Genomic DNA, 21693 nt, shown 5'->3' on the forward strand with positions numbered 1-21693 from the left:
TACCTGCCGACAAGCGGTCAGTACTGCCCCTGCAGGTGCTCCCAGAACCCGTCCCGCAGTGCCCGTCGCAGATCCGCCTGCCCCCGCAGGGAGTACTGGAGAAGGCCCTCCGCCTCCACCAGCAGGTCCTGGTCCACCGAGCCCGGCAGATACGGATGGCCGGGCAGCAGCTCCTGCAGAGCGGCTCTCCCCCGCTCCGCAAGCCACTTCGCGGCGATCTGCGCGCCCACGAAACGGACGTCGTCGCGGGCGGGCCGGGTGGCCGTCGCCTCGTAGGGCACGGCCGCCCGCCGGGAGACGTACGGTTTGAAGAAGTCGAGGTCGAGTGTGCGCTGGCTGTCGACCTCCCACAGGAGCGGTTCCGCCTGGTTGCGGCCCTCCGGTGCCTCGATGCCCCACAGGTGCACGCGGGCGCCGTAACCCTGGGCCGCCTCGACCGCCGAGACCAGGTCCTCGTCTCCGCCCAGGAGTGCCGCGTCGCTGATCGCGCGGTGCCGGGCCAGGGACTCCAGGTCGGAGCGGATCAGCGAGTCGACGCCCTTCTGCTGGTTGTTGGCGTTGAGATTGCCCAACCGGACCTTCACGTCCGGGAGTTCGGCGATGGACTGCTGTTCCGACGTGTGGATACGGCGTCTCGCGCCGTCGTACCAGTAGACCCTCAGCAGTCTGCTGTCCGCGAAGATGGTGCGGGCCCGGTCGATGAGGGCCTCGATCAGGCCCTCGGCGTCGAGGTCGAAGGCGCGACGGTCCTCGGTGCCGGCGACGAGTCGTCCGGCGGCCGCGTAGAGGTATCCCGCGTCGACGAAGATCGCATGCGTCGAGGGCGTCTTCGCGACCTCGGCGAGCATGCGCGTGAGCAGCTCGTTGGTGCGGTCGATGCGGGCGCTCAGGGGCGCCAGGTCGTCGTTCATCGCCCCCATTGTCCCGGCGGTCACGCTGCGAACACAACCGGTCCCAAGGAGTCTCCGAAGACTCACTTACCGGTCAGTAGTTAGCCGTTCGAAAAATTTCTTTAGCGTAGGGAATGTTTGTAACACGCATCCCGTTGACTCCTCACGTACGCAGTAATTCTCCGCAGGAGGATGACCAGACGAAGGGAGAAGCCATGCGCTTCGAAATCATGCGACTCGACGACGTCGACGGCACGCCCGTGGACAGCACTGTCGTGGACGCCGCCTCCGTCAACCGGATCGTTCAGCAGGCCGCCGCCATAGGACAGCGGCTCTGGATCCGTCCGGCCGACACCTCGGCCTCGTAACAGACGCGGATCACCGCCGAAGCTTCAGAGCCCCCGCCAGGCATCGACGCCGGGCGGGGGCTCTGCGCATACCCATGGCCGCCATACCCATGGCCGCCGTACCCATGGCCGCCGTACCCATGGCCGCTCAGCTCGCGCGGACCACCTGGGTGATCCCGTTGATGATCTGCTGCACGGCGATCGCGGAGAGCATCATGCCCGCGAGCCGTGTCACCAGCACGACCCCGCCGTCCTTGATGACCCGGATGATCAGCAGCGAGTACCGCATCACCAGCCACAGCACGACGTGGATGGCGAGGATCGCCGTCCACACCGAGACCTGCGTGGCGACGCTGTGGGCCTTCTGCACGGCGAGGATGACGGAGACGATCGCCCCCGGACCCGCCAGCAGCGGCATGCCCAGGGGTACGAGCGCCACGTTCACGTCCTTGGTCTGCTTCGGCTCGTCGGTCTTGCCGGTGAGCAGGTCGAGCGCGATCAGCAGGAGCAGCAGGCCGCCCGCGATCATCAGCGCGGGCACGGAGACATGCAGGTAGTCCAGGATCTGGTGGCCCAGGAGCCCGAAGACGGCGATGACACCGCCCGCGACGCAGACGGCCTGGAAGGCCATCCGCTTCTGCACCTTGCCGGGCCGGCCGGCGGTCAGCGCGAGGAAGATCGGGGTGATCCCGGGGGGATCCATGATGACGAACAGGGTGAGGAAGAGCGAGCCGAAGACGGCGACGTCGAACATGACGGAACTTGCCTTACCGAAGGGGGTGGAACACGGAGCCGGGCACGGCCTGGCGCCGGGTGACGGGAAGCGGGGTCGGGCCTCAGATTCCGCCGGTCCCCGGGACGGGAAACGCGCCCGTCGCCCGTCGTGTGATCTCCCCGTACACCTCGGGGTCCGTCGTGTACTCGCCGAGGGCGACCGTCTTGCGGCTGCCGTGGTAGTCGCTGGAGCCGGTGGTCAGTAGCCCCAGCTCCTTGGCGAGCCCCCGCAGCCGTACGCGCGTGTCCTCGTCGTGGTCCATGTGGTCGACCTCGATGCCGTCGAGCCCGGCGGCGGCCATCTCGGCGATCGCGGACTCCGGGACGGTGTGACCGCGCTTGCTCGCGCCCGGGTGGGCGAACACGGTGACCCCGCCGGCCCCCTTGACCAGCCGGATCGCCTCGAAGGGGTCGGTCTCGTGCTTCTCCACGTAGGCCCGGCCGCCGTCGGCCAGCCAGTCGCCGGTGAAGGCGTCGTCCACGCTCGCGACGACTCCGAGCTCGACGAGCGCGGTGGCGACATGCGGCCGCCCGACGGATCCGTCACCGGCGATCCGCGCCACCTGCTCCCAGGTGACCGGCACGCCCAGCTCCTGAAGCCTGGTCACCATCCCGCGCGCCCGGGGCACCCGGTCGTCCCGCACCAGTTCCCGCTCGGCGAGCAGCGCCGGCTCCTCGGGATCGAAGAGGTAGGCCAGCATGTGCATGGACACCCCGCCGATCCGGCAGGACAGCTCGGCCCCGGTGACGAGGGTCAGCCCCATGGGCAGCGCGGCGATGGCCGCGTCGTACCCACGGGTCGTGTCGTGATCGGTGAGGGCGACGACGTCCAGTCCCGCAGCGGCGGCATTGCGCACCAGCTCGGCGGGCGTGTCGGTCCCGTCGGAGGCCGTGGAGTGGCAGTGCAGATCGATACGCACGACGCGGACTCCAGACGCTGACGGAACAGAAGAGGACGCTCAAGGATAACCAGATCATCCAGCCCCTCCGTCACACCCGCCGCAAGGGTGCGACCCCTACAGTCAGGGTTCAGCAGACCCCTACCGTCAGGGTTTCAGCAGTCGGGGCGACAGCGCCCCACAGGGCACCAGCTCCACCTCGGCCCCCGCGTCCCGCAGATCCGTGAGCACCAGCTCGTCGTACAGCAGCAACCCGGACTGCTCGGGCCAGACGACCGCCCACAGCCACAACCCGAGCGCCTCCCCCGCGAACACCGCCCGGTCGTCCGGTGCCCCGGCGACATGCCACAGCGGAGTCGGCCGACCGGCGGCGAGCACCTTCGCCTGCGCCGGCTTCTCCACGCTCATGTACGGCCCCGGATCCGGCCCGTCGATGCCCGCGTAACGCGCCCCGAGCCCGACCCCGAGCTCCTCGGCCACGAGAATCAGCTCGCCGACACCCCCGAGCGGTCCGGGTCCCGTGCAGGCCACGGCCGTGGCGCGACCGCCGCTGCGGTCGTCACCGGCACAGGCTACGCCCGTGAACAGCCAGCCGACCGGCAGCGGCCACGGCATCCACACCGGCACCTGCGTGCGGTGCACCACGACATCGAGGGCCTCGACGCTGGGCGGGATCACGGGCTGCAGCGGATGCACGGTCCCGTGCACATCGCACTGCCAGGAATCGGAGAAGAGTCCGGGAGCCCTGACCCGGCCACCACACTTCGGGCAACTGGGTTCGCCCCTCATAGGGCCCCACGGTCCTACCCTCGCTCCCTCACGTCAAGGACGATCACCCGTCCGGACGGAAGCGGTCACCCCGACTTCACCGGGCAAGACTAGATGTAGCTTGCATTAATTAGCCACTCTAACTTACTATGTGCATATACCAACCATCTCTGTCAGCAGTGGAAGGAACGACCATGGACCCCTTCGATGCGGGAGCCGGCGGCATCCTGCGCCAGCCGAAGGCCGTATGGGCGACGGCGGGCGCCTCCGTCGTCGCCTTCATGGGCATCGGACTCGTGGACCCGATCCTGCCGTCGATCGCCCAGGGCCTGGACGCCACGGCGAGCCAGGTCTCCCTCCTGTTCACCTCGTACTTCCTGATCACCGCGATCGCGATGCTGGTCACCGGCTTCGTCTCCAGCCGCATCGGCGGCAGGAAGACCCTGCTGCTCGGCCTCGCCCTCGTCGTGGTCTTCGCGGGGCTCGCGGGCACCTCGGGCTCGGTCCAGGAGCTGGTCGGCTTCCGGGCCGGCTGGGGCCTGGGCAACGCCCTGTTCGTCTCGACGGCCCTCGCCGTCATCGTCGGCGCCGCGGCGGGCGGCAGCGCGGCGGCGATCCTGCTGTACGAGTCCGCGCTCGGCCTCGGCATGGCCTGCGGCCCGCTCCTGGGCGCGCTGCTCGGTGACGCCAGCTGGCGCTACCCGTTCTTCGGTACGGCCTTCCTGATGGCGATCGGCTTCCTGTGCATCACGGTGTTCCTGAAGGAACAGCCCAAGCCGGCCCGGAAGACGTCCCTGCTCGATCCGATCAAGGCGCTCGGCCACGGCGGGCTCGCCTCGGCCGCGGTGTCGTCCTTCTTCTACAACTACACGTTCTTCACCGTGCTGGCCTTCACGCCCTTCGTTCTGGACATGACCCCGTACAAGTCGGGCGCCGTGTTCTTCGCCTGGGGTGTGCTGCTCGCCGTCTTCTCGGTGTTCGCCGCGCCGCGCCTCCAGGAGAGGTTCGGTTCGCTCAAGGTGCTCGGCGGCTCACTCGTCCTGCTCGCGCTCGACGTGCTCGTCCTCGGCTACGGCAACCACACGGCGGCCATCGTCTGCACGATCCTGTCCGGCGCCTTCATCGGCGTGAACAACACCGTCTACACGGAACTGGCGCTCGGCGTCTCGGACGCCCCGCGGCCCGTGGCGAGCGCGGGCTACAACTTCGTGCGCTGGTTCGCGGCGGCCGCGGCGCCCTACTTCGCGCCGAAGATCGAGGAGTGGACCGACATCCACATCCCGTTCGTGGTCGCGGCGGTGACGGCGGCACTGGGCGCGCTGGTGGTCGTCGTACGGCGCAAGGCGCTCACGCACGAGGCCGAGGAGCTGGAGCCGAGGCACGCGACCGAGGACAGCGTGGCCGTCTTCGCCAACTGACGGCTTCCGGCCATCACTTGGTGACCTGCCACCACTTGGTGACCTTGCTCACGCGAGGCTCACTCCAGCGGGACGGACTTCCGGGACGGATCCCTGAGGTCCGTCCCGTTCGTCAGCCAGCGCTCCTGGAGGGCCTGGGCGCCGTGGACGCGCTTCCAGGCGGCCTCGTTCGGCGTCATGGGGAGCAACGGCAGGAAGTGGACCGGGTCGAGGGGCTCGTCGAGTTCCAGGTCCTCGACCAGTCCGCCCGGCTCGGCGACCAGGACCGAGGTGAACGGGGCGCCCGGCCACAGGGGTTCACCCACGTCGAGTGAGGCGCCCGGAGCCACGACCACGCCCTCGACCTGCGGGGACGCGGCGAGCACGGCGAGCGGGCGGAGCGCCTTGTCGGTGTCGGCGAGCCCTGACCGTACGGAAAGGACGAGCTCGGCGCGCGGGCCCTTGACCGGGTCGGCGAGCATCGCGGTGGGGTCGCCCATCGGCTGGGCGGACATGCCGAGGGTGGCGTAGCGGACGACGTCCCCGTCGGTGAAGCGGAGCACCTCGATGCGGTCCGTGCCGAGGAAGGTGACCGCCGCGCGCGCGTCCGGCTCGCCCAGCGCGCTGCGCAACCGGGCCTCGACCAGAGGAAGAACATCTGCCATGCCGCGAGCATAGAACTCGTCAGTACCGGGCAAAGCAGCGCCTTGACACTTCGGCCTGCTGGTAGTCTGGCCCGGTCGTCGGGGCAGCACGCAGATGGGGGTACCTCCCAGGCTTTAGGCACTGGGGGAGTCGCGAATCGAGCCCCGACGCCTGGTGAGACTCCCTTACGGGAATGAATCGTCCCTTACGAGGGACCGGCCGGAGGAGGTGGGGCTGTCATGGATCGAAGTCGACCTGGTAGTACCACTCGTTCTTCCGGCCGCTGATGCAGCTCTGTGACTTTCGGCAACCGCCGCCTCTCACGTTCGCGTCTTCGTGCGGAAGAGCACTTCGTTCGTTTTGCCTGATCTGTCTGATCGCCAGCAGTAGCTGAATCAGTAACGAAGTCCGCCACCGCGATGGTGCGGTGCTCCCCGCTTTGTGGACGTGCCAAACACCCACAGCAGGACGTCCTCATTCCGGGTAGTTCCACCCGTCGCCGGGGCCCTTTGTTGCCCGTCACGAAGGAGCCTGCCATGTCGATGATCCGTGACCTGCGTGCCGCAGTACGCCCGTCGCGTCCCTCGCTGCGCAAGGACACCGGCGCGTACGACGCGACGCGCGACCCTTCGACGCCCTCCGCCGTCGTCGACTGCGCCGTCTACCGCGACGGCCGGCGCGTGGCGACCGACCAGCAGCTGAGCCCGCACGAGGCGATGCGCCAGGTGCGCCGGGACGGCGGGTTCGTCTGGATCGGTCTGCACGAGCCGAGCGAGGCGGAATTCTCCGGTATCGCCGGGGAGTTCGGGCTGCACCCGCTCGCCGTCGAGGACGCCGTGCAGGCCCACCAGCGGCCCAAGCTGGAGCGCTACGACGACTCCCTGTTCACCGTCTTCAAGACCATCCACTACGTGGAGCACGACGAGCTCACCGCCAACAGCGAGATCGTCGAGACCGGTGAGGTCATGTGCTTCACCGGCCGGGACTTCTTCATCACCGTCCGGCACGGCGGCCAGGGCTCGCTCAGGGCGCTGCGCCACCGGCTCCAGGACGACCCCGAGCTGCTCGCCAAGGGCCCGTCGGCGGTGCTGCACTCGATCGCCGACCATGTCGTCGACGGCTATGTCGCGGTCGCCGACGCGGTGCAGGACGACATCGACGAGGTCGAGACCGAGGTGTTCACGCCGGGACGCGGCGGCAAGGTCTCACGCGGTGTCGACTCTGCGCGGATCTACCAGCTCAAGCGTGAGGTGCTGGAGTTCAAGCGGGCCGTCGCCCCGTTGCTGCGGCCCATGCAGCTGCTCAGCGAGCGGCCGATGCGGCTCGTCGACCCCGACATCCAGAAGTACTTCCGGGACGTCGCCGACCACCTCGCCCGCGTCCAGGAGCAGGTCCTCGGCTTCGACGAGCTCCTCAACTCGATCCTCCAGGCCAACCTCGCGCAGGCGTCCGTCGCCCAGAACGAGGACATGCGGAAGATCACGTCCTGGGCCGCGATCATCGCCGTACCGACGATGGTGTGCGGGGTCTACGGCATGAACTTCGACTACATGCCGGAGACCCACTGGAAGCTCGGCTATCCGGTGATCATGGCGATCACCGGTGTCATCTGCCTGGGCATCCACCGCACCCTCAAGCGCAACGGCTGGCTCTAGGGTGGGCCTCATGACACGTGAGCTGCTCGACCGGGCCCTCGTCGAGGAGGCCACGAAGAAGTCCGGCCTCATCTGGGTCAAGGGATCCGAAGGCCCGGCGCGCGCCCTGTGGCACGTGTGGCACGAAGGCGCCGCGTGCCTGGTCGGCGACGGCACCGGGGAGCAGCCGTTGCCCGGACTGACCGACGGAGGCCCGGCCGAGGTGACCGTCCGGAGCAAGGACAAGGGCGGTCGGCTGGTCTCCTGGGCGGCGAAGGTCGTGGAACTGGCGCCCAGATCCGAGGCGTGGCAGGCGGCGGTCGCCGAGCTCAAGGGGAAACGGCTGAACGCCCCCGACGGCGAGGCGATGACGGACCGTTGGTCCCGCGAGTGCCGGGTGGTCCGGCTCGAGCCGACGGGGATCACGGGCTCGCTCCCCGACGGCGACCTGGCCCAGCCGCCGCTGCCGACACCGGCGACCACGCGGGAGCCGATCCCCGCGGGGCTTCCGCGGCTGCTGGCGAAGCGCCCGAAACGACGCAAACGCTAGGACGTCCAGGGCGCGTCCAGGACGTCTAGGACGTCGGCAGCTGCTTGCCGTAGTCCACCGTCTCGTCCTTGCCCGGTTCGGTCAGCGAGAAGTTCTTGCCCCAGGCCGAGAAGGTCAGCGTGCCCGCGCCGCCCGCCCGGGCCAGGCGCAGGGGGTACGGCTTGCCCTCCAGGGAGACGTCCAGCGTGCCGCCGTCGCCTTTGTCACCCGTGATGCGGATCGTGCGGGTACCCGCCTGCTCATGGTGGCCGTCGGTGTCCAGGCTGCCGTGCAGCGTCAGAAGTCCGTCGAGGAGAACGTCCTTGTCCGTGAAACCGCTGAACTTCTTGTACGCCGGGTCGCCCGACGGCACCTTCACGTACTTGCCGTCGAGCTTGTCGGCGGCCGCGTCCGAGTCCGAACCGTCGCCCTTGCCGTCCTCCTGGGTCCAGAAGTCCGCGTCGGCCTTCAGGTACAGCTCCTCGCCGATCCGCAGCAGCTGGAAGGTGGCCCCCTCCGCGGTGACCGATCCGGAGCCGCCGTCGGAGTTCAGGCGCATGTCGAGCTTGTATGTACGCCCGCTGGTGAGGACGTTCCCCGACAGGCGCAGCGCGTCGGCGGACTCGGCGGCGGCCCGGGTCCTGGACTGGATCTGGGCGGCGGGCAGTTTGCCGACCCCGTTGGTGCCCTCGTCGGGGTCCTCGCTGCATCCTGTCAGCCCCGTTCCCGTCACGACCAGGGCGCAGATCGCGCTCACCAGTACGGCCCTGCGGGCACGGCCCTGGGGAATCGCAGTCACAGGTGGGGCTGCCTTTCTGACGAGGGTCCTTCAGCGGCGTACGGCAGCGTACCGGGGCCCCGGGTCCCGGGCGGAGCCAGACCGTCCGCACCGCTCACCAGGGCGTATCCGATCGGTACGGGCTAGCCTTAAGCCCTCCCGAGCGGGCAATCCGGACAACGAACGACGAACGAAACACCCCGTACGCAGCCCCGTACGCAGCCTCGTATGCAAAGGAAGCACAGCCATGGCAGCGGGAGCCCCCCGGATCTTCGTCTCGCATCTCGCCGGCGTCGCCGTCTTCGACCCCAACGGCGACCAGGTGGGCCGCGTGCGCGATCTGGTCGTCGTACTGCGCGTCGGGCGCAGGCCGCCCCGCGTGCTCGGACTGGTCGTCGAACTCTCCACCCGGCGCCGCATCTTCCTGCCCATGACCCGGGTCACCAGCATCGAGTCCGGTCAGGTCATCACCACCGGCGTGCTCAACGTCCGCCGTTTCGAGCAACGGCCCACCGAGCGCCTGGTCTTCGGCGAACTCCTCGACCGGCGCGTCACGCTCGTGGAGACGAACGAACGGGTCACCGTCCTCGACGCGTCGATGCACCACCTGCCGGCCCGCCGGGACTGGGAGATCGACCGTGTCTTCGTGCGCAAGGGCGGCAAGGGCGGGGCGTTCCGGCGCAAGGGCGAGGCGCTGACCGTCGAGTGGTCCGCGGTCACCGGCTTCACGCTGGAGGAGCACGGACAGGGCGCCGAGAGCCTCCTCGCCACCTTCGAGCAGCTGCGCGCGGCCGACCTCGCCAACGTCCTGCACCACCTCTCCCCCAAGCGGCGCGCCGAGGTGGCCGCGGCTCTCGACGACGACCGCCTGGCCGACGTACTGGAAGAGCTCCCCGAGGACGACCAGATCGAGATCCTCGGCAAGCTGAAGGAGGAGCGGGCCGCCGACGTCCTGGAGGCCATGGACCCCGACGACGCTGCCGACCTGCTCTCCGAGCTCCCCACGGAGGAGCAGGAGCGGCTGCTGAGCCTGATGCAGCCGGGGGACGCGGCCGACATGCGGCGCCTGATGGCGTACGAGGAGCACACGGCGGGCGGTCTGATGACGACGGAACCGATCGTCCTACGGCCGGACGCGACCGTCGCCGACGCGCTCGCCCGCGTCCGCAACGCCGACCTGTCCCCGGCCCTGGCCGCCCAGGTCTACGTGTGCCGGGCGCCCGACGAGACGCCGACCGGCAAGTACCTCGGCACGGTCCACTTCCAGCGGCTGCTGCGCGACCCGCCGTACACCCTCGTCAGCTCCATGGTCGACGACGACCTGCAGGCCCTCGATCCGGACGCGACCCTGCCGGTCGTCGCCGGGTTCTTCGCGACGTACGACATGGTCGCGGCGCCCGTGGTCGACGATTCGGGCTCGCTGCTCGGCGCGGTGACCGTGGACGACGTACTGGACCACATGCTGCCGGAGGACTGGCGGGAGACGGAGTTCGACTCCGAGGAGGGGACCCGTCATGGTGCCTGAGCGCGAGACCTCGGCCCGTGAGCGCGGCCCGGCCGGGGCCACGGCGGCCACCCGCCCCCGCACCCGGCTCGACCAGCCGCGGTCGCCGCGCCGCCGGCTGCTGCCGGAGTGGGACCCGGAGGCGTTCGGGCGGCTGTCGGAGCGGATCGCGCGGTTCCTCGGCACCGGGCGGTTCATCGTCTGGATGACGGTCGTCATCATCGCGTGGGTGCTGTGGAACATCTTCGCGCCCGGCGATCTGCGCTTCGACAACTACCCGTTCATCTTCCTCACGCTGATGCTGTCCCTCCAGGCCTCCTACGCGGCCCCGCTGATCCTGCTCGCGCAGAACCGGCAGGACGACCGGGACCGGGTCAATCTCGAACAGGACCGCAAGCAGAACGAGCGGTCGATCGCGGACACCGAGTACCTGACCCGCGAGATCGCCGCGCTCAGGATCGGCCTCGGGGAGGTGGCGACCCGCGACTGGATCCGCTCGGAGCTCCAGGACCTGATGAAGGAGCTGGAGGCCAGGCAGGACGGGCACGGTGTATTCCGGGCAGAACGGTCGGATCGGCCGTCGGGACGTGACGTAGACGACCGTTGAGAGCCGTACAGGGGTGATGGTACGGCGCCGTACCATCGTCTGTATGGCTAGCGAAGACGCGGTGCGCGAGGCACTGGCGACGGTGAACGACCCCGAGATCAACCGGCCCATCACCGAGCTCGGGATGGTGAAGTCGGTGGAGATCGGGGCCGACGGGGCGGTCGCGGTGACCGTGTACCTGACGGTCTCCGGCTGTCCGATGCGCGAGACGATCACGCAGCGCGTGACGGACGCGGTCGCGGCGGTCGAGGGCGTCACGCGCGTCGACGTCACGCTGGACGTGATGAGCGACGAGCAGCGCAAGGAGCTGGCGACCGCGCTGCGCGGCGGCCAGACCGAGCGCGAGGTCCCCTTCGCCAAGCCGGGCTCCCTGACGCGGGTCTACGCGGTCGCCTCCGGCAAGGGTGGCGTCGGCAAGTCCTCGGTGACGGTGAACCTGGCGGCGGCGATGGCGGCCGACGGCCTCAAGGTGGGCGTGGTCGACGCCGACATCTACGGCCACTCGGTGCCGCGCATGCTGGGCGCCGACGGCCGCCCCACCCAGGTCGAGAACATGATCATGCCGCCGTCCGCGCACGGCGTGAAGGTCATCTCGATCGGCATGTTCACGCCGGGCAACGCGCCGGTTGTGTGGCGCGGGCCGATGCTGCACAGGGCGTTGCAGCAGTTTTTGGCGGACGTGTACTGGGGCGACCTGGACGTCCTGCTGCTCGACCTGCCCCCCGGCACGGGCGACATCGCGATCTCGGTGGCCCAGCTCGTCCCGAACGCGGAGATCCTGGTGGTGACGACCCCGCAGCAGGCCGCCGCCGAGGTCGCCGAGCGCGCCGGCTCCATCGCCGTGCAGACCCACCAGAAGATCGTCGGCGTGGTCGAGAACATGTCCGGCCTGCCGTGCCCGCACTGCGGCGAGATGGTGGACGTCTTCGGCACGGGCGGCGGTCAGTCGGTGGCGGACGGCCTGACCCGCACGACGGGCGCGACGGTCCCGGTCCTCGGCTCCATCCCGATCGACGTCCGCCTCCGCGAGGGCGGCGACGAGGGCAAGCCGGTCGTCCTGACCGACCCGGACTCCCCGGCGGGAGCGGCTCTGCGGGGGATCGCGGGGAAGCTGGGAGGGCGGCAGCGGGGGCTTTCGGGGTTGTCTTTGGGGATCACGCCCAAGAACAAGTTCTGAGACGCACGGGACAGAAGGCATTCCAGGGGCCAGGTAAGGTCCGTGGAATGCCGAGAGTCAAAGTCAGCGTCATCGTTCCCGTCTACAACACCGGGAAGTACGTCGACGAGTGCGCGCCGTCGCTGCTCGGGCAGAGTCTGCCCGCCGACGAGTACGAGGTCATCTACGTCGACGACGGGTCGACGGACGACACGCTGGAGCGGCTGGAGAAGATCGCCGCCGGGCGTCCGAACGTCCAGGTGCACACCCGGCCGAACTCCGGCTGGCCGGGCGCACCGCGCAATCTCGGCATGCGGCACGCCAAGGGCGAGTACATCCAGTTCGTCGACCATGACGACATGCTCGGGCCCGAGGCCCTGGAGCGGCTGTACGAGCACGCGAAGCGCAATGACGCCGACGTGGTCCTCGGCAAGATGTCCAGCACGATGGTGCGGCCCCGGCGGCTGTTCCGGCACACGGTGGACGCCTGCACCATCGAGAACGACGAGCTCATGCAGAGCATGTCGCCGCACAAGATGTTCCGGCGCGCCTTCATCGAGGAGCACGGTCTGCTGTTCCCCGAGGGGCCCTGGATCCTGGAGGACCTGGCCTTCGTCAGCGCCGCCTATCTGAAGGCCGAGCGGATCTCGGTCCTGGCCGACTACCCCTGCTACTACTGGATGAAGCGGGACGACGGCGGCAACAACACCCAGCACCGCTTCAACCCGCGTCACGGCTTCTGGTCCAACTGCCGCACCATCGTGCGTCAGATCAAGGACGGCACTCCTCCGTCCGACGACGTCGACGCGCTGCAGAACCGCCTCCTGCACCGCCTTTACCACGTCGAGATCCTCTCCCGCACCCGCGAGCCCGAGATCCTCCGCGAGGACCCGGCCGACCAGCGCCCCCGCTTCGACGCGGCCCGCGAACTGGCGCTGACGGAGTTTCCCGCCGCCGTTCGCGAAGGGCTCCCCGCCGTGTCCCGCCTCCGCGCCGAACTCCTCGAGCGCGGCGACTTCGACGGCGCCGTGGCCCTCGCCGAGCGCATCCGTGAGGTCAAGGCCCGCAGCACGGTCGGCAGACTCCGGTGGGAGGACGGCCGGCTGGCCGCCGACGTCACCCTTGATCTGCTGCGCGGGGACGGCGAGCCGCTGGTGCTGGTCGAGCGGGACGGGAAGCGGTGGCTGGACCCGGAGCTGCTCGCCGGGGTCCCGGGGACCGAGGACGGCTGGGAGGTCCGCGATCCGTTCCGGCTGGCGTACGCCGAACTGGTCGTCAAGGACCGCGACCGCGAGGACTGGTGGTACCCCGAGGGCGACCTCGAAGTGCGGCTCGAGCCCTTCGGCCAGGGGCGGTCGCGGCTCGTCGCGTCCGGGCGGCTGCGGCTCGATCCGGAACGGCTCGCGGGCGGGCGGCCGTTGGAGCGCGGGGTGCACGACGTGTGGGCGTACGTCCAGCTGCTGGGCGTCGACCGCATGGTCCGCCTCACCGGCGACGGCACCCCGGGTGCCCCGGCCACGGGCCCGGCACTGACCGGCGGGCGGCTCGCGCTGCCGTACTGGACGGGCAGCGGCCAGCTCGCCCTCGACGTGGACCAGCGCCAGCGAAAGCTCGGTTCCGACACGGCCGGTGCCGCCGCGGCGAACACCGGGCGCGGCGAGCGGTCGCTCCCGCTGCCGTACCTCGCGGCGACCCCGGCCAGTGGCCCGGCTCGCCTCAAGGTCACCGTGTCCGCCCTGACGGTGGACGCCGAGCTGATCCCCGGTGACGGCGGGACGACGGCCGAACTGCGGCTCCCCGCCCGTCTCAGGCTCCCGGCCGGACGCCACCCGGTCAGTCTGCCGAAGACCGACGCGCCCCTCGCGTACGCCGTCGTCCGCGACGGCGCCCTGCTGCGGCTCGAGGGCCCGGCTCACGAGGCCGGCACCGGACGCCGGCTCCTCGACGCGCTCGCCGACCACCGCCAGGTTCGGCGGGTACGGCGACGACTGGGCCGATAGGACGGTTGTGGGGCACCGCACGGGCCTGCGGTGCCCCTGTACGAGCTAGGCGTACGCCGAGATGTCCTTGATCATCGCGAACCCGAGCCCGTACGCGCTCATGCCTCTCCCGTACGCCCCCACGTGCACCCCCTCCCGCGTGGAACCCGCGAGCACCCAGCCGAACTCCGACTCCCGGTAGTGGAAGGGCGTGGGCACCCCGTCCACCGGCAGGGACAGCGTGGACCAGTCGGCTCCTTCGAGGTCGTCCGCCAGGACCCAGGCCGTCTCGGTCTGCTGGTCCAGCCAGTCGTCCCGCAGGGAGTGGTCCATCTGGCCGGGCCAGGTGAACGACAGCAGCCCCACCCCGGCCAGCCAGGCGGCGGAGGAGACGGACGTGGCCTCCAGCAGCCCCGTGCCGTCCGCGCTCCTGCGGGAGGGGTTCGCGGCGACGGTCACGACCACCGCGAACTTCTCCTTCGGCTCCGCCGTGGAACCCGCCTCGTTCTTCACCGAGGGCTCGTCACCGTGCCCGATCGACCCGTGCTCGACGGCCCCGTCGGCCGACGTGCCGACCTGCATCAGCCAGCGCGGCCCCGTGAAGGCCTCGTCGAGGCCGTACCAGGGGAAGGGCGCCTGAAGGTAGCCGTCGACCGTGCGCCGGGCGGAGGAAACCTGCTGGCCACCCTCCGCGGCCGGCGCCTGCGCGACCGCCCCACTCGTCGTCTCCATGTGCCGGACGCCTCCTACTAGCTCTCGTCGGACCGGACCGGCCCCGCCCCCCTTCGGGCGGCGTCGCTGGTTTGCGTTCGGCCCGCACAACAACTCGGCAGCATAGCCACACCGCTCCGAGCTGCCGGGATTCCGCCCGGCGCGCGGGGGCGTACGGGGGGTGGCTTCAGGCCGTACGAGGTGAGAGCAGAGTATGAAACGCGTCACGTACGACGGAAAGAGGCGCCCTCGAGCCGAACCGCTCGACAGGCGCCTTCCGGTGGGGCGTACGGCTCAGGTGGCGTCCGCGTCGAAGGGCGGGCGGTTGTCCTCGCCGGGCTCCTCGGGCTTCTTGGTCATGTCGATCCGGCCACCGGAGGAAGACGCCGCGGGGGTGTCCGTGCTGTGCACCGCGTCGGTGACCTCGGCCATCTCCTTCTTCAGGTCGAAGCCGTTACGGATCTCCTTGAGCCCCAGCTCGTCGTTGTCCAGCTGCTTGCGGATGAACGTCTTGGGGTTGAGGTCCTCGAACTCGAAGTCCTTGAACTCCGGGCCCAGCTCCGAGCGGATGTCCTGCTTGGCGCTCTCCGAGAACTCCCGGATCTTGCGCACGGTCCGCATGACGTCCTGGATGACCTTCGGGAGCTTGTCCGGACCGAAGACGAGCACGGCGAGGACAACGAGCGTGATCAGCTCGAGCGGTCCTATGTCATTGAACACCTGAAGCTCCTTGCGATGTCCTCGGTCCTCGGCCCTCGGTGGTCTGTGCGGTCTTCCGTGGTCCGGGCCGGGTCCACGGTACCTGCCGTTCCCGTACGACCGGAACTGTCCCGAGGGCTCCGCGTGCGGGCGGGCGGGCGGTTTTCCGGGTTGTTTGCCTTGCGGAGCACGGTTCGGGGGCGTGTCTGTGAGGTTTCTGTCGATCAGCCCCTGCCGGTTCCCTGTCTGCGCTCCGTGGGAGCGGGCATGCACCCGGCCCTGAAGGACTGGGGTGCATGCCCGGAAAGAGAGGCGGATTCCACCAGGTCCGCGCGCCGCCGAGCAGGGTGCCGGTCAGCGGGAGGTGCTGGGAGGCGTGGGCGCGGACATCGTGTGGGGGACGGGCGCGGCGGGGAGGCCGGAGGCGGAGAGGTCCGGGGTCGCGGACCAGGACGTCAGGGTGAGCGGCGGGGTGGTGCTGAGCGGACGTATGAGAGGGGACATGGCGGCGGCACCGGCGAGCACGGGCGCCGTGAGGGTGTGCAGGGCCGCTTCCTTGACCTGAGCGGGGACACCCGGCAGCAGCGGCGCGGACGCCTCGGTCGGGGAGACCGGGGTGTCGCCGAGCATCCGCTGTCCCTGTTCCTGTGCGAGCAACGGACCCACACCGCGCCGCCGTTGGTTCTCCGGCACCGCCGCTCCCGTGCCCGGCGTGCGCGCGGGAGTCACATTGCTGCCGGCCCCGCGGGCGTCGGTGTCTCCCGGCGTCCCCGTGGTGACGCCGCCGAGCGCGATCGCGGCCAGCGACACCGCCCCGGCGGCGACGAAAGCGAACCTCATGCCGCGCGAGGCGGAGCGCTCGGCCTCGTGACGGCTGACGTCATGGATGCGGAAGCCCCGGTCCGCGCTGGGCGGGAGCACCGCGGCGTGCGGGCGGGCGGGGACGTAGCCGAACTCGAAGCGCTCGCCACGTCTCACGCCGAAGGCCCCGGCGCCGGGTCGTCCCGACAGTCCTCCGAGTCCTCCCCCGCCGAACGGCGAGCTGTCGCCGTCCTCCGGATCACCTCCCGGCAGTCCCTGGAGACGGGCCAGGAAGCTCTCCGAGGGCGGGGGTGGGGCGGCCTCCGCGAAGACGTTCTTCAGGCGGCGCTGGGCGTCCGCCTCCGCCTTGCACTTCGGGCAGGTGGCGAGATGCGCGAGAACACGCTCCCGCGTGGCATGACCGAGTTCGCCGTCCACCAGGGCGGCGAGTCGGTCTCCCAGATGCTGTTCCGCGAGGCTCCCCTCGCCGGGTTTGGGCAGTGATCCACTCACGCGGACGCGCCCCCTCCCCCCAAGGCGGGGACCCTGGCCATGAAGGAGCGGCGCTCGGCGCGGGCCTCGGGTGAACGGTGCGCGAGGGCCTTGCGCAGCTGGGAACGACCGCGGTGGATCCGGGAGCGGACGGTGCCGAGCTTGACGCCCAGGGTCGCGGCGATCTCCTCGTACGACAGTCCTTCGATGTCGCACAGGACGACCGCGGCGCGGAACTCCGGCGCGAGGGTGTCGAGGGCCTGCTGGACGTCCGCGTCGAAGTGGGCGTCGTTGAAGACCTGCTGGGGTGAGGGCTCGCGGCTGGGCAGTCGCTCGGCCGCGTCCTCGCCGAGGGCGTCGAAGCGGATGCGCTGCTTGCGGCGGACCATGTCCAGGAAGAGGTTGGTGGTGATGCGGTGCAGCCAGCCCTCGAAGGTGCCCGGTGTGTAGGTGGACAGCGAGCGGAAGACGCGGACGAAGACCTCCTGCGTGAGGTCCTCGGCGTCGTGCTGGTTGCCGGTGAGGCGGTAGGCGAGGCGGTAGACGCGGCCGCTGTGCGTGCTGACGATCTCCTCCCAGGTGGGCGGAGTCCACGCCTGCCCGTCCGCGTCGGTGGCAAAGGTCGCGGTCTGGGCGTAGTCGCCGGCGTGGCTGTGGTCAGCAGTGTTGTTCACGGATTTCGGCCTGCCCGCCGATCCGAGGAAGCGCCGCAGCGCTCGCCCACGATCTCCAGGCGCGGCCGCACCTCCCCTGTCGGCTCTGGTTGTCTCCAGTGGAGCCCCTACCATAGCCACCTCGCCCGTTAGCTCCGGATAAGCGGTTTTACGAGAATTTGATCTGGGCTGATACCACTCGGTCCCCTGCGTCAGCAGTTGCTCGAGGGCCTGCTCGGCATCGTGATCCAACTGTGTCCCCCCGGGTGCGTCTCCACCCCTCTAAACGCCCGGTCCCATCTGCGGGTTCCCGGCGGCAGCGGATACAGTCACGCCCAGGCAACCACGGGGCAAGGAGAGGCTCATTACCGGCAACCGGCAGACGAGCTGGGCGTTCGCCGACGCCTATGTCGCCGAGGACGAAACCCTGCGCTGGGCCCGCGACCGGGCCCGTGACGCGGGGCTGCGCTCGGTGTCGCCCGGCACGGGCGCGGCGCTGCGGTTGCTGGCCGCCTCCGTGGACGCCAAGGCCGTCGCCGAGATCGGCACCGGCACCGGTGTCTCCGGCATCCATCTGCTGCATGGCATGCGCCCGGACGGGGTGCTGACCACGGTCGACCCCGAGCCGGAACACCAGCAGTTCGCCCGCCAGGCCTTCCGCGCCTGTGGCTTCGCCAGCAACCGGGCCCGCTTCATTCCAGGCCGCGCGCTGGACGTCCTGCCCCGCCTCGCCGACGCCGGCTACGACCTCGTCTTCTGCGACGGCGACCGGCAGGAGGTCATGGACTACCTCGCTGAATCGTTGCGCCTGCTGCGTCCGGGGGGTCTGGTCGTCTTCGAGGGCGTCTTCGCCAACGGCCGCACGATGGATGCGGGACCGCAGCCCACGGAGGTGCTGCGCCTCAGGGAGCTGCTGCGGGCCGTACGCGAGAGCCAGGACCTGATGCCGTCCCTGCTGCCGGTGGGTGACGGACTGCTCTGCGCGGTCAAGCGCTGAGCCGGTGAGGGCCGTACGGCCATTCGTGGAAAAGCCCGGGCAAACTGCTGCCCCGGCACCTCATGAGATGCCGGGGCAGCCGAAAGGGTATGGTCGCTTCCGCTCAGCCGACGACCTTCTTGAGGGCGTCGCCCAGGGCGTCGGCCTCGTCAGGGGTCAGCTCGACGACGAGCCGACCGCCGCCTTCGAGCGGAACGCGCATGACGATGCCCCGCCCCTCCTTTGTCACCTCGAGCGGGCCATCGCCCGTCCGCGGCTTCATGGCCGCCATGCTCGTTCCCCTTCCTGAAACCAGCTCATCGTCAAAGCCGACAGCCCTGGGAGGGCACGCGCGTCAAAGTGGGACACGCGCCACCGGCATCGAACACATTGCTTCCAAGCCATTATCCCGCATCTCAGGACCCGATGACCAACATCAGTTGGCATCGCTTGGGCAACGCGCGCGAGCAAAACCACCCAATTCGGCGATGTGGCTGCGATACTCCGCCGCCGCGCCCATCCTGATCGGCTGTGAGCGCTCCGGAATTCTTTGACGCAGGTCACACGTCCGGTCCGGTCCTTGGACGGCGATCTCCGCCATGCTGTCCCTCGGACATCGGATGCAGCGGACACACCGGAGGGGATACGCCATGGCCGACACCGTGCTCTACGAGGTGCACGACGGGCTCGCGACGATCACGCTGAACCGGCCGGAGGCGATGAACGCGCTGAACGTCGCCACGAAGGTCGCCCTGCGCGAGGCCGTGGAGTCGGCGGCCTCGGACGACGCCGTACGGGCCGTGCTGCTCACCGCCGCCGGGGAGCGGGCGTTCTGCGTGGGGCAGGACCTCAAGGAGCACATCGGGCTGCTGATGCAGGGGTCCGACGTCGTGATGAGTACGGTCAAGGAGCACTACAACCCCGTGGTGCGGGCACTGACGGAGATGCCGAAGCCCGTGGTCGCCGGGGTGAACGGGGTCGCGGCCGGGGCAGGCTTCGGGCTCGCGCTGGCCGCGGACTACCGGGTGGTGGCGGACACCGCCGCCTTCAACACGTCCTTCGCGGGAGTCGCGCTGACCGCGGACTCCGGGATCTCGTGGACGCTGCCGCGGGTGGTCGGGCCGGGCAGGGCCGCGGATCTGCTGCTCTTTCCCCGGACCGTCTCGGCGCAGGACGCGTACGAGCTGGGCATCGTGAACCGTCTCGTGCCGTCGACGGAGCTGCCCGCGGAGGCGGAGAAGGTGGCGCGGGCGTTGGCCTCGGGGCCGACGGTGGCGTACGGGGCGATCAAGGAGTCGCTCGCGTACGCGCTGTCGCACTCTCTGGCGGAGACGCTGGAGAAGGAGGACGAGCTGCAGGGGCGGGCCGGTGCGTCCGAGGACCATGCGATTGCCGTGCGGGCGTTCGTGAACAAGGAGACCCCGGAGTATCTGGGCCGCTAGGGCTCAGCGGGTTCTCGCGACGCACGTCTCCAGGTGGTCGTCCACCAGTCCGCACGCCTGCATCAGCGCGTACGCCGTCGTCGGGCCCACGAAGCGCAGGCCGCGCTTCTTCAGTGCCTTGGACAGGGCTGTCGACTCCGGAGTCACCGCCGGGACGTCTGCCAGGGTTCTGGGGATCGCATGAGAAGCCGGCACGTGGGACCAGATCAGCTCGTCCAGCTCGCCCGGGGCCCATTCGGCCAGCACGCGCGCGTTGGCCATCGTCGCGTCGATCTTGGCGCGGTTGCGGATGATTCCCGGGTCGAGCAGCAGGCGGTCGCGGTCGGCCTCGCCGAACGTGGCCACCTTGGCGATCTCGAAGCCCGCGAAGGCGGCGCGGAAGCCCTCGCGGCGGCGCAGGATCGTGATCCAGGACAGGCCGGACTGGAAGGCTTCCAGGCTGAGGCGTTCGTACAGGGCGTCGTCGCCGTGGACCGGGCGGCCCCACTCCTCGTCGTGGTACGTCACGTAGTCCGGCGTGGACAGGGCCCACGGGCAGCGCGGCGCGCCGTCCGGTCCGGCCAGGGCGGTGCCGTCGCTCATCGCTGCTCCCCGTGGCCGTGCTCCGGCTTCTCCATGGAGACGTGGGCCGCGGCCCGGGCGCCGGCCAGCGCGGACTCCAGGTCGGCGATCCGGGCGTCCCGCTCGGCGAGCTCCGCGCCGAGGCGGCTGAGCGCGTCGTCGACGTCCGCCATGCGGTAGCCGCGGGCGGTGAGCGGGAAGCGCAGATTGTCGATGTCCGCGCGGTTCAGCGGTCGGTCCGGCGGCAGCGGGTCATGGAGCCGCTCGGGGGTGACGTCCGGCAGCGGGCCGTCGCTCTCCCCGCCGCCCACCACGGCGAGCGTCACCGCGGCGACCACGACCGCGAGCGCGATGACCAGGAACAAGAACATAACCATCGCTGAGGTCCCCATGGTCCCTGCCGGCGGCCGGCCGCCGGCGTCGAATGTGTCAGGGTCCGATCGTGCCATGCGAGTCTGACAGTTAGGGTCGCAGGCGGCCGCGGACTCCGAACACACAGACGCACGAAGTGAGGTCACAGGCGATGCTCAGGCTGGGCAGGCGTGAATTCGACGCGCACGAGCCGGTGATCATGGCGATCGTGAACCGGACCCCCGACTCCTTCTACGACCAGGGAGCCACGTTCCTCGACGAGCCCGCCCTCGCGCGCGTCGAGCAGGCGGTGGCCGAAGGGGCCGCCATCATCGACGTCGGCGGGGTCAAGGCCGGGCCCGGGGAAGAGGTCTCCGCGACGGAGGAGGCGCGCCGGACCGTCGGGTTCGTGGCGGAGGTGCGGCGGCGCTTCCCGGACGTGATCATCAGCGTCGACACCTGGCGGGCGTCCGTCGGTGAGGCCGTGTGCGAGGCGGGGGCGGATCTGCTCAACGACGCGTGGGGCGGGGTCGATCCGGGGCTCGCCGAGGTCGCCGCGCGGTACCGGGTGGGGCTGGTGTGCACGCACGCCGGGGGCGCCGAGCCGCGTACGCGGCCGCACCGGGTGACGTACGACGACGTCATGGCCGACATTCTGCGGGTGACCGTGGGGCTCGCCGAGCGGGCGGTGGCTCTGGGGGTGCCCCGGGAGTCCGTGATGATCGATCCCGGGCACGACTTCGGGAAGAACACGCGGCACAGTCTCGAGGCGACTCGGCGGCTCGGGGAGATGGTCGGGACGGGGTGGCCGGTGCTGGTGTCGTTGTCCAACAAGGACTTCGTGGGCGAGACCCTGGACAAGCCGGTGAAGGAGCGGGTGGTGGGGACGCTGGCGACCACCGCGGTGTCGGCGTGGCTGGGGGCGCAGGTGTACCGGGTGCACGAGGTCGCCGAGACGCGGCAGGTGCTGGACATGGTGGCGTCGATCGCGGGGCATCGGCCTCCGGCGGTCGCGCGGCGGGGGCTGGCGTAGAGAGTGTTCGCCCCCGCCGCCCCTGCCCGTCCCGTCCCCAGGGGCTCCGCCCCGTTCGACCCCCGCT

24 protein-coding genes are annotated in these 21693 nt (G+C 70.2%); 11 read left to right on the plus strand and 13 right to left on the minus strand.

Features of this window, described 5'->3' with window-relative positions:
* Positions 1-17 precede the first annotated feature (17 nt).
* The gene (locus ACIBJB_RS26165; RefSeq protein WP_398933602.1) at positions 18-911 is read right to left on the minus strand and encodes an NYN domain-containing protein; all 894 of its coding nucleotides are present in this window, start codon (positions 909-911) and stop codon (positions 18-20) included.
* 194 nt (positions 912-1105) lie between these two features.
* Between ACIBJB_RS26165 and ACIBJB_RS26170 the strand changes: the two genes are divergently transcribed.
* Positions 1106-1258: a hypothetical protein gene (locus tag ACIBJB_RS26170; protein ID WP_007384531.1), complete on the plus strand. Its 153-nt coding sequence runs from the start codon at positions 1106-1108 to the stop codon at positions 1256-1258.
* Between the two features lie 127 nt (positions 1259-1385).
* Here ACIBJB_RS26170 and ACIBJB_RS26175 read toward each other — a convergent pair whose 3' ends face one another.
* The 3 genes from ACIBJB_RS26175 to ACIBJB_RS26185 all read right to left on the minus strand — a co-directional run bounded on the left by ACIBJB_RS26175 (position 1386) and on the right by ACIBJB_RS26185 (position 3699).
* Positions 1386-1991: a MarC family protein gene (locus ACIBJB_RS26175; protein ID WP_398933604.1), complete on the minus strand. Its 606-nt coding sequence runs from the start codon at positions 1989-1991 to the stop codon at positions 1386-1388.
* 82 nt (positions 1992-2073) lie between these two features.
* Positions 2074-2931, minus strand: coding sequence for a PHP domain-containing protein (locus ACIBJB_RS26180; RefSeq protein WP_398933606.1), 858 nt, complete (start codon positions 2929-2931; stop codon positions 2074-2076).
* Positions 2932-3057: 126 nt separating this feature from the next.
* The gene (locus ACIBJB_RS26185) at positions 3058-3699 is read right to left on the minus strand and encodes a DUF6758 family protein (RefSeq protein ID WP_398933608.1); all 642 of its coding nucleotides are present in this window, start codon (positions 3697-3699) and stop codon (positions 3058-3060) included.
* Between the two features lie 173 nt (positions 3700-3872).
* On the opposite strand from ACIBJB_RS26185, the gene ACIBJB_RS26190 reads away from it, so the two are divergent.
* On the plus strand, positions 3873-5096 hold the full coding sequence (locus ACIBJB_RS26190; RefSeq protein ID WP_398933610.1) for an MFS transporter: 1224 nt from the start codon (positions 3873-3875) through the stop codon (positions 5094-5096).
* Between the two features lie 59 nt (positions 5097-5155).
* On the opposite strand, the gene ACIBJB_RS26195 is transcribed toward ACIBJB_RS26190, so the two are convergent.
* A complete protein-coding gene (locus ACIBJB_RS26195) occupies positions 5156-5740 on the minus strand; it encodes a suppressor of fused domain protein (protein ID WP_398933613.1) in 585 nt (194 codons plus the stop codon).
* Positions 5741-6256: 516 nt separating this feature from the next.
* On the opposite strand from ACIBJB_RS26195, the gene ACIBJB_RS26200 reads away from it, so the two are divergent.
* Both ACIBJB_RS26200 and ACIBJB_RS26205 read left to right on the plus strand, forming a co-directional pair.
* Complete coding sequence (locus ACIBJB_RS26200; protein ID WP_398933615.1) at positions 6257-7375, plus strand: magnesium and cobalt transport protein CorA; 1119 nt, start codon at positions 6257-6259, stop codon at positions 7373-7375.
* Between the two features lie 10 nt (positions 7376-7385).
* The gene (locus ACIBJB_RS26205) at positions 7386-7904 is read left to right on the plus strand and encodes a hypothetical protein (RefSeq protein WP_398933617.1); all 519 of its coding nucleotides are present in this window, start codon (positions 7386-7388) and stop codon (positions 7902-7904) included.
* A gap of 25 nt (positions 7905-7929) precedes the next feature.
* On the opposite strand, the gene ACIBJB_RS26210 is transcribed toward ACIBJB_RS26205, so the two are convergent.
* Positions 7930-8682 (minus strand): hypothetical protein, encoded by a 753-nt coding sequence (locus ACIBJB_RS26210; protein ID WP_398933619.1) that lies wholly within the window; start codon positions 8680-8682, stop codon positions 7930-7932.
* 226 nt (positions 8683-8908) lie between these two features.
* Between ACIBJB_RS26210 and ACIBJB_RS26215 the strand changes: the two genes are divergently transcribed.
* The 4 genes from ACIBJB_RS26215 to ACIBJB_RS26230 are packed head-to-tail and all read left to right on the plus strand — an operon-like array spanning position 8909 to position 13928.
* On the plus strand, positions 8909-10186 hold the full coding sequence (locus ACIBJB_RS26215) for a magnesium transporter MgtE N-terminal domain-containing protein (RefSeq protein ID WP_398933621.1): 1278 nt from the start codon (positions 8909-8911) through the stop codon (positions 10184-10186).
* Positions 10176-10772, plus strand: coding sequence for a DUF1003 domain-containing protein (locus ACIBJB_RS26220; protein WP_398933623.1), 597 nt, complete (start codon positions 10176-10178; stop codon positions 10770-10772). The genes ACIBJB_RS26215 and ACIBJB_RS26220 overlap by 11 nt, the downstream gene beginning before the upstream one ends.
* 43 nt (positions 10773-10815) lie before the next feature.
* Positions 10816-11949 carry an Mrp/NBP35 family ATP-binding protein gene (locus ACIBJB_RS26225; RefSeq protein WP_398933625.1) on the plus strand — a complete coding sequence of 378 codons (1134 nt, stop codon included), beginning with the start codon at positions 10816-10818 and terminating at the stop codon, positions 11947-11949.
* 47 nt (positions 11950-11996) lie between these two features.
* Positions 11997-13928, plus strand: a complete 1932-nt coding sequence (locus ACIBJB_RS26230; protein ID WP_398933628.1) for a glycosyltransferase family 2 protein — start codon at positions 11997-11999, stop codon at positions 13926-13928.
* A 45-nt stretch (positions 13929-13973) separates the two neighbouring features.
* Here the strand turns inward: ACIBJB_RS26230 and ACIBJB_RS26235 are convergent, their stop codons facing one another.
* The 4 genes from ACIBJB_RS26235 to sigE form a co-directional block, all read right to left on the minus strand.
* Positions 13974-14639 carry a hypothetical protein gene (locus ACIBJB_RS26235; RefSeq protein ID WP_266559831.1) on the minus strand — a complete coding sequence of 222 codons (666 nt, stop codon included), beginning with the start codon at positions 14637-14639 and terminating at the stop codon, positions 13974-13976.
* Positions 14640-14912: 273 nt separating this feature from the next.
* Complete coding sequence (locus tag ACIBJB_RS26240) at positions 14913-15338, minus strand: sec-independent translocase (RefSeq protein WP_057610056.1); 426 nt, start codon at positions 15336-15338, stop codon at positions 14913-14915.
* A gap of 333 nt (positions 15339-15671) precedes the next feature.
* Positions 15672-16631: an anti-sigma factor family protein gene (locus tag ACIBJB_RS26245; RefSeq protein ID WP_398933631.1), complete on the minus strand. Its 960-nt coding sequence runs from the start codon at positions 16629-16631 to the stop codon at positions 15672-15674.
* Positions 16628-17398 (minus strand): RNA polymerase sigma factor SigE, encoded by a 771-nt coding sequence (gene sigE / locus ACIBJB_RS26250; protein ID WP_398934015.1) that lies wholly within the window; start codon positions 17396-17398, stop codon positions 16628-16630. The genes ACIBJB_RS26245 and sigE overlap by 4 nt, the downstream gene beginning before the upstream one ends.
* A gap of 163 nt (positions 17399-17561) precedes the next feature.
* On the opposite strand from sigE, the gene ACIBJB_RS26255 reads away from it, so the two are divergent.
* Positions 17562-18260, plus strand: coding sequence for an O-methyltransferase (locus ACIBJB_RS26255; protein WP_398934017.1), 699 nt, complete (start codon positions 17562-17564; stop codon positions 18258-18260).
* A 103-nt stretch (positions 18261-18363) separates the two neighbouring features.
* Here ACIBJB_RS26255 and ACIBJB_RS26260 read toward each other — a convergent pair whose 3' ends face one another.
* Complete coding sequence (locus ACIBJB_RS26260; RefSeq protein WP_003966491.1) at positions 18364-18531, minus strand: DUF3117 domain-containing protein; 168 nt, start codon at positions 18529-18531, stop codon at positions 18364-18366.
* Positions 18532-18889: 358 nt separating this feature from the next.
* Here ACIBJB_RS26260 and ACIBJB_RS26265 point away from each other — a divergent pair, with 358 nt between their 5' ends.
* Positions 18890-19681, plus strand: a complete 792-nt coding sequence (locus ACIBJB_RS26265) for an enoyl-CoA hydratase/isomerase family protein (protein WP_398933633.1) — start codon at positions 18890-18892, stop codon at positions 19679-19681.
* Positions 19682-19684: 3 nt separating this feature from the next.
* Here ACIBJB_RS26265 and ACIBJB_RS26270 read toward each other — a convergent pair whose 3' ends face one another.
* Both ACIBJB_RS26270 and ACIBJB_RS26275 read right to left on the minus strand, forming a co-directional pair.
* Positions 19685-20263, minus strand: coding sequence for a DNA-3-methyladenine glycosylase I (locus ACIBJB_RS26270; protein ID WP_398933635.1), 579 nt, complete (start codon positions 20261-20263; stop codon positions 19685-19687).
* The gene (locus ACIBJB_RS26275; RefSeq protein WP_398933637.1) at positions 20260-20619 is read right to left on the minus strand and encodes a DivIVA domain-containing protein; all 360 of its coding nucleotides are present in this window, start codon (positions 20617-20619) and stop codon (positions 20260-20262) included. Before ACIBJB_RS26275 ends, ACIBJB_RS26270 begins: the two co-directional genes overlap by 4 nt.
* A 146-nt stretch (positions 20620-20765) precedes the next feature.
* Between ACIBJB_RS26275 and folP the strand changes: the two genes are divergently transcribed.
* Positions 20766-21626 (plus strand): dihydropteroate synthase, encoded by an 861-nt coding sequence (gene folP / locus ACIBJB_RS26280; protein WP_059204575.1) that lies wholly within the window; start codon positions 20766-20768, stop codon positions 21624-21626.
* Positions 21627-21693: the final 67 nt, after the last annotated feature.

The organism is Streptomyces sp. NPDC050759, assembly GCF_044456945.1.
In the GTDB taxonomy this organism is placed as follows: Bacteria; Actinomycetota; Actinomycetes; order Streptomycetales; family Streptomycetaceae; genus Streptomyces.

What these genes read in the sequence shown, in the direction of transcription:
- ACIBJB_RS26165 (WP_398933602.1), bottom strand. Translation starts at nt 911, where the DNA reads ATGAACGACGACCTGGCGCCCCTGAGCGCCCGCATCGACCGCACCAAC.
- ACIBJB_RS26170 (WP_007384531.1), top strand. Translation starts at nt 1,106, where the DNA reads ATGCGCTTCGAAATCATGCGACTCGACGACGTCGACGGCACGCCCGTG.
- ACIBJB_RS26175 (WP_398933604.1), bottom strand. Translation starts at nt 1,991, where the DNA reads ATGTTCGACGTCGCCGTCTTCGGCTCGCTCTTCCTCACCCTGTTCGTC.
- ACIBJB_RS26185 (WP_398933608.1), bottom strand. Translation starts at nt 3,699, where the DNA reads ATGAGGGGCGAACCCAGTTGCCCGAAGTGTGGTGGCCGGGTCAGGGCT.
- ACIBJB_RS26190 (WP_398933610.1), top strand. Translation starts at nt 3,873, where the DNA reads ATGGACCCCTTCGATGCGGGAGCCGGCGGCATCCTGCGCCAGCCGAAG.
- ACIBJB_RS26195 (WP_398933613.1), bottom strand. Translation starts at nt 5,740, where the DNA reads ATGGCAGATGTTCTTCCTCTGGTCGAGGCCCGGTTGCGCAGCGCGCTG.
- ACIBJB_RS26200 (WP_398933615.1), top strand. Translation starts at nt 6,257, where the DNA reads ATGTCGATGATCCGTGACCTGCGTGCCGCAGTACGCCCGTCGCGTCCC.
- ACIBJB_RS26205 (WP_398933617.1), top strand. Translation starts at nt 7,386, where the DNA reads ATGACACGTGAGCTGCTCGACCGGGCCCTCGTCGAGGAGGCCACGAAG.
- ACIBJB_RS26215 (WP_398933621.1), top strand. Translation starts at nt 8,909, where the DNA reads ATGGCAGCGGGAGCCCCCCGGATCTTCGTCTCGCATCTCGCCGGCGTC.
- ACIBJB_RS26220 (WP_398933623.1), top strand. Translation starts at nt 10,176, where the DNA reads ATGGTGCCTGAGCGCGAGACCTCGGCCCGTGAGCGCGGCCCGGCCGGG.
- ACIBJB_RS26225 (WP_398933625.1), top strand. Translation starts at nt 10,816, where the DNA reads ATGGCTAGCGAAGACGCGGTGCGCGAGGCACTGGCGACGGTGAACGAC.
- ACIBJB_RS26230 (WP_398933628.1), top strand. Translation starts at nt 11,997, where the DNA reads ATGCCGAGAGTCAAAGTCAGCGTCATCGTTCCCGTCTACAACACCGGG.
- ACIBJB_RS26235 (WP_266559831.1), bottom strand. Translation starts at nt 14,639, where the DNA reads ATGGAGACGACGAGTGGGGCGGTCGCGCAGGCGCCGGCCGCGGAGGGT.
- sigE (WP_398934015.1), bottom strand. Translation starts at nt 17,398, where the DNA reads ATGGTAGGGGCTCCACTGGAGACAACCAGAGCCGACAGGGGAGGTGCG.
- ACIBJB_RS26260 (WP_003966491.1), bottom strand. Translation starts at nt 18,531, where the DNA reads ATGGCGGCCATGAAGCCGCGGACGGGCGATGGCCCGCTCGAGGTGACA.
- ACIBJB_RS26265 (WP_398933633.1), top strand. Translation starts at nt 18,890, where the DNA reads ATGGCCGACACCGTGCTCTACGAGGTGCACGACGGGCTCGCGACGATC.
- ACIBJB_RS26270 (WP_398933635.1), bottom strand. Translation starts at nt 20,263, where the DNA reads ATGAGCGACGGCACCGCCCTGGCCGGACCGGACGGCGCGCCGCGCTGC.
- ACIBJB_RS26275 (WP_398933637.1), bottom strand. Translation starts at nt 20,619, where the DNA reads ATGGTTATGTTCTTGTTCCTGGTCATCGCGCTCGCGGTCGTGGTCGCC.
- folP (WP_059204575.1), top strand. Translation starts at nt 20,766, where the DNA reads ATGCTCAGGCTGGGCAGGCGTGAATTCGACGCGCACGAGCCGGTGATC.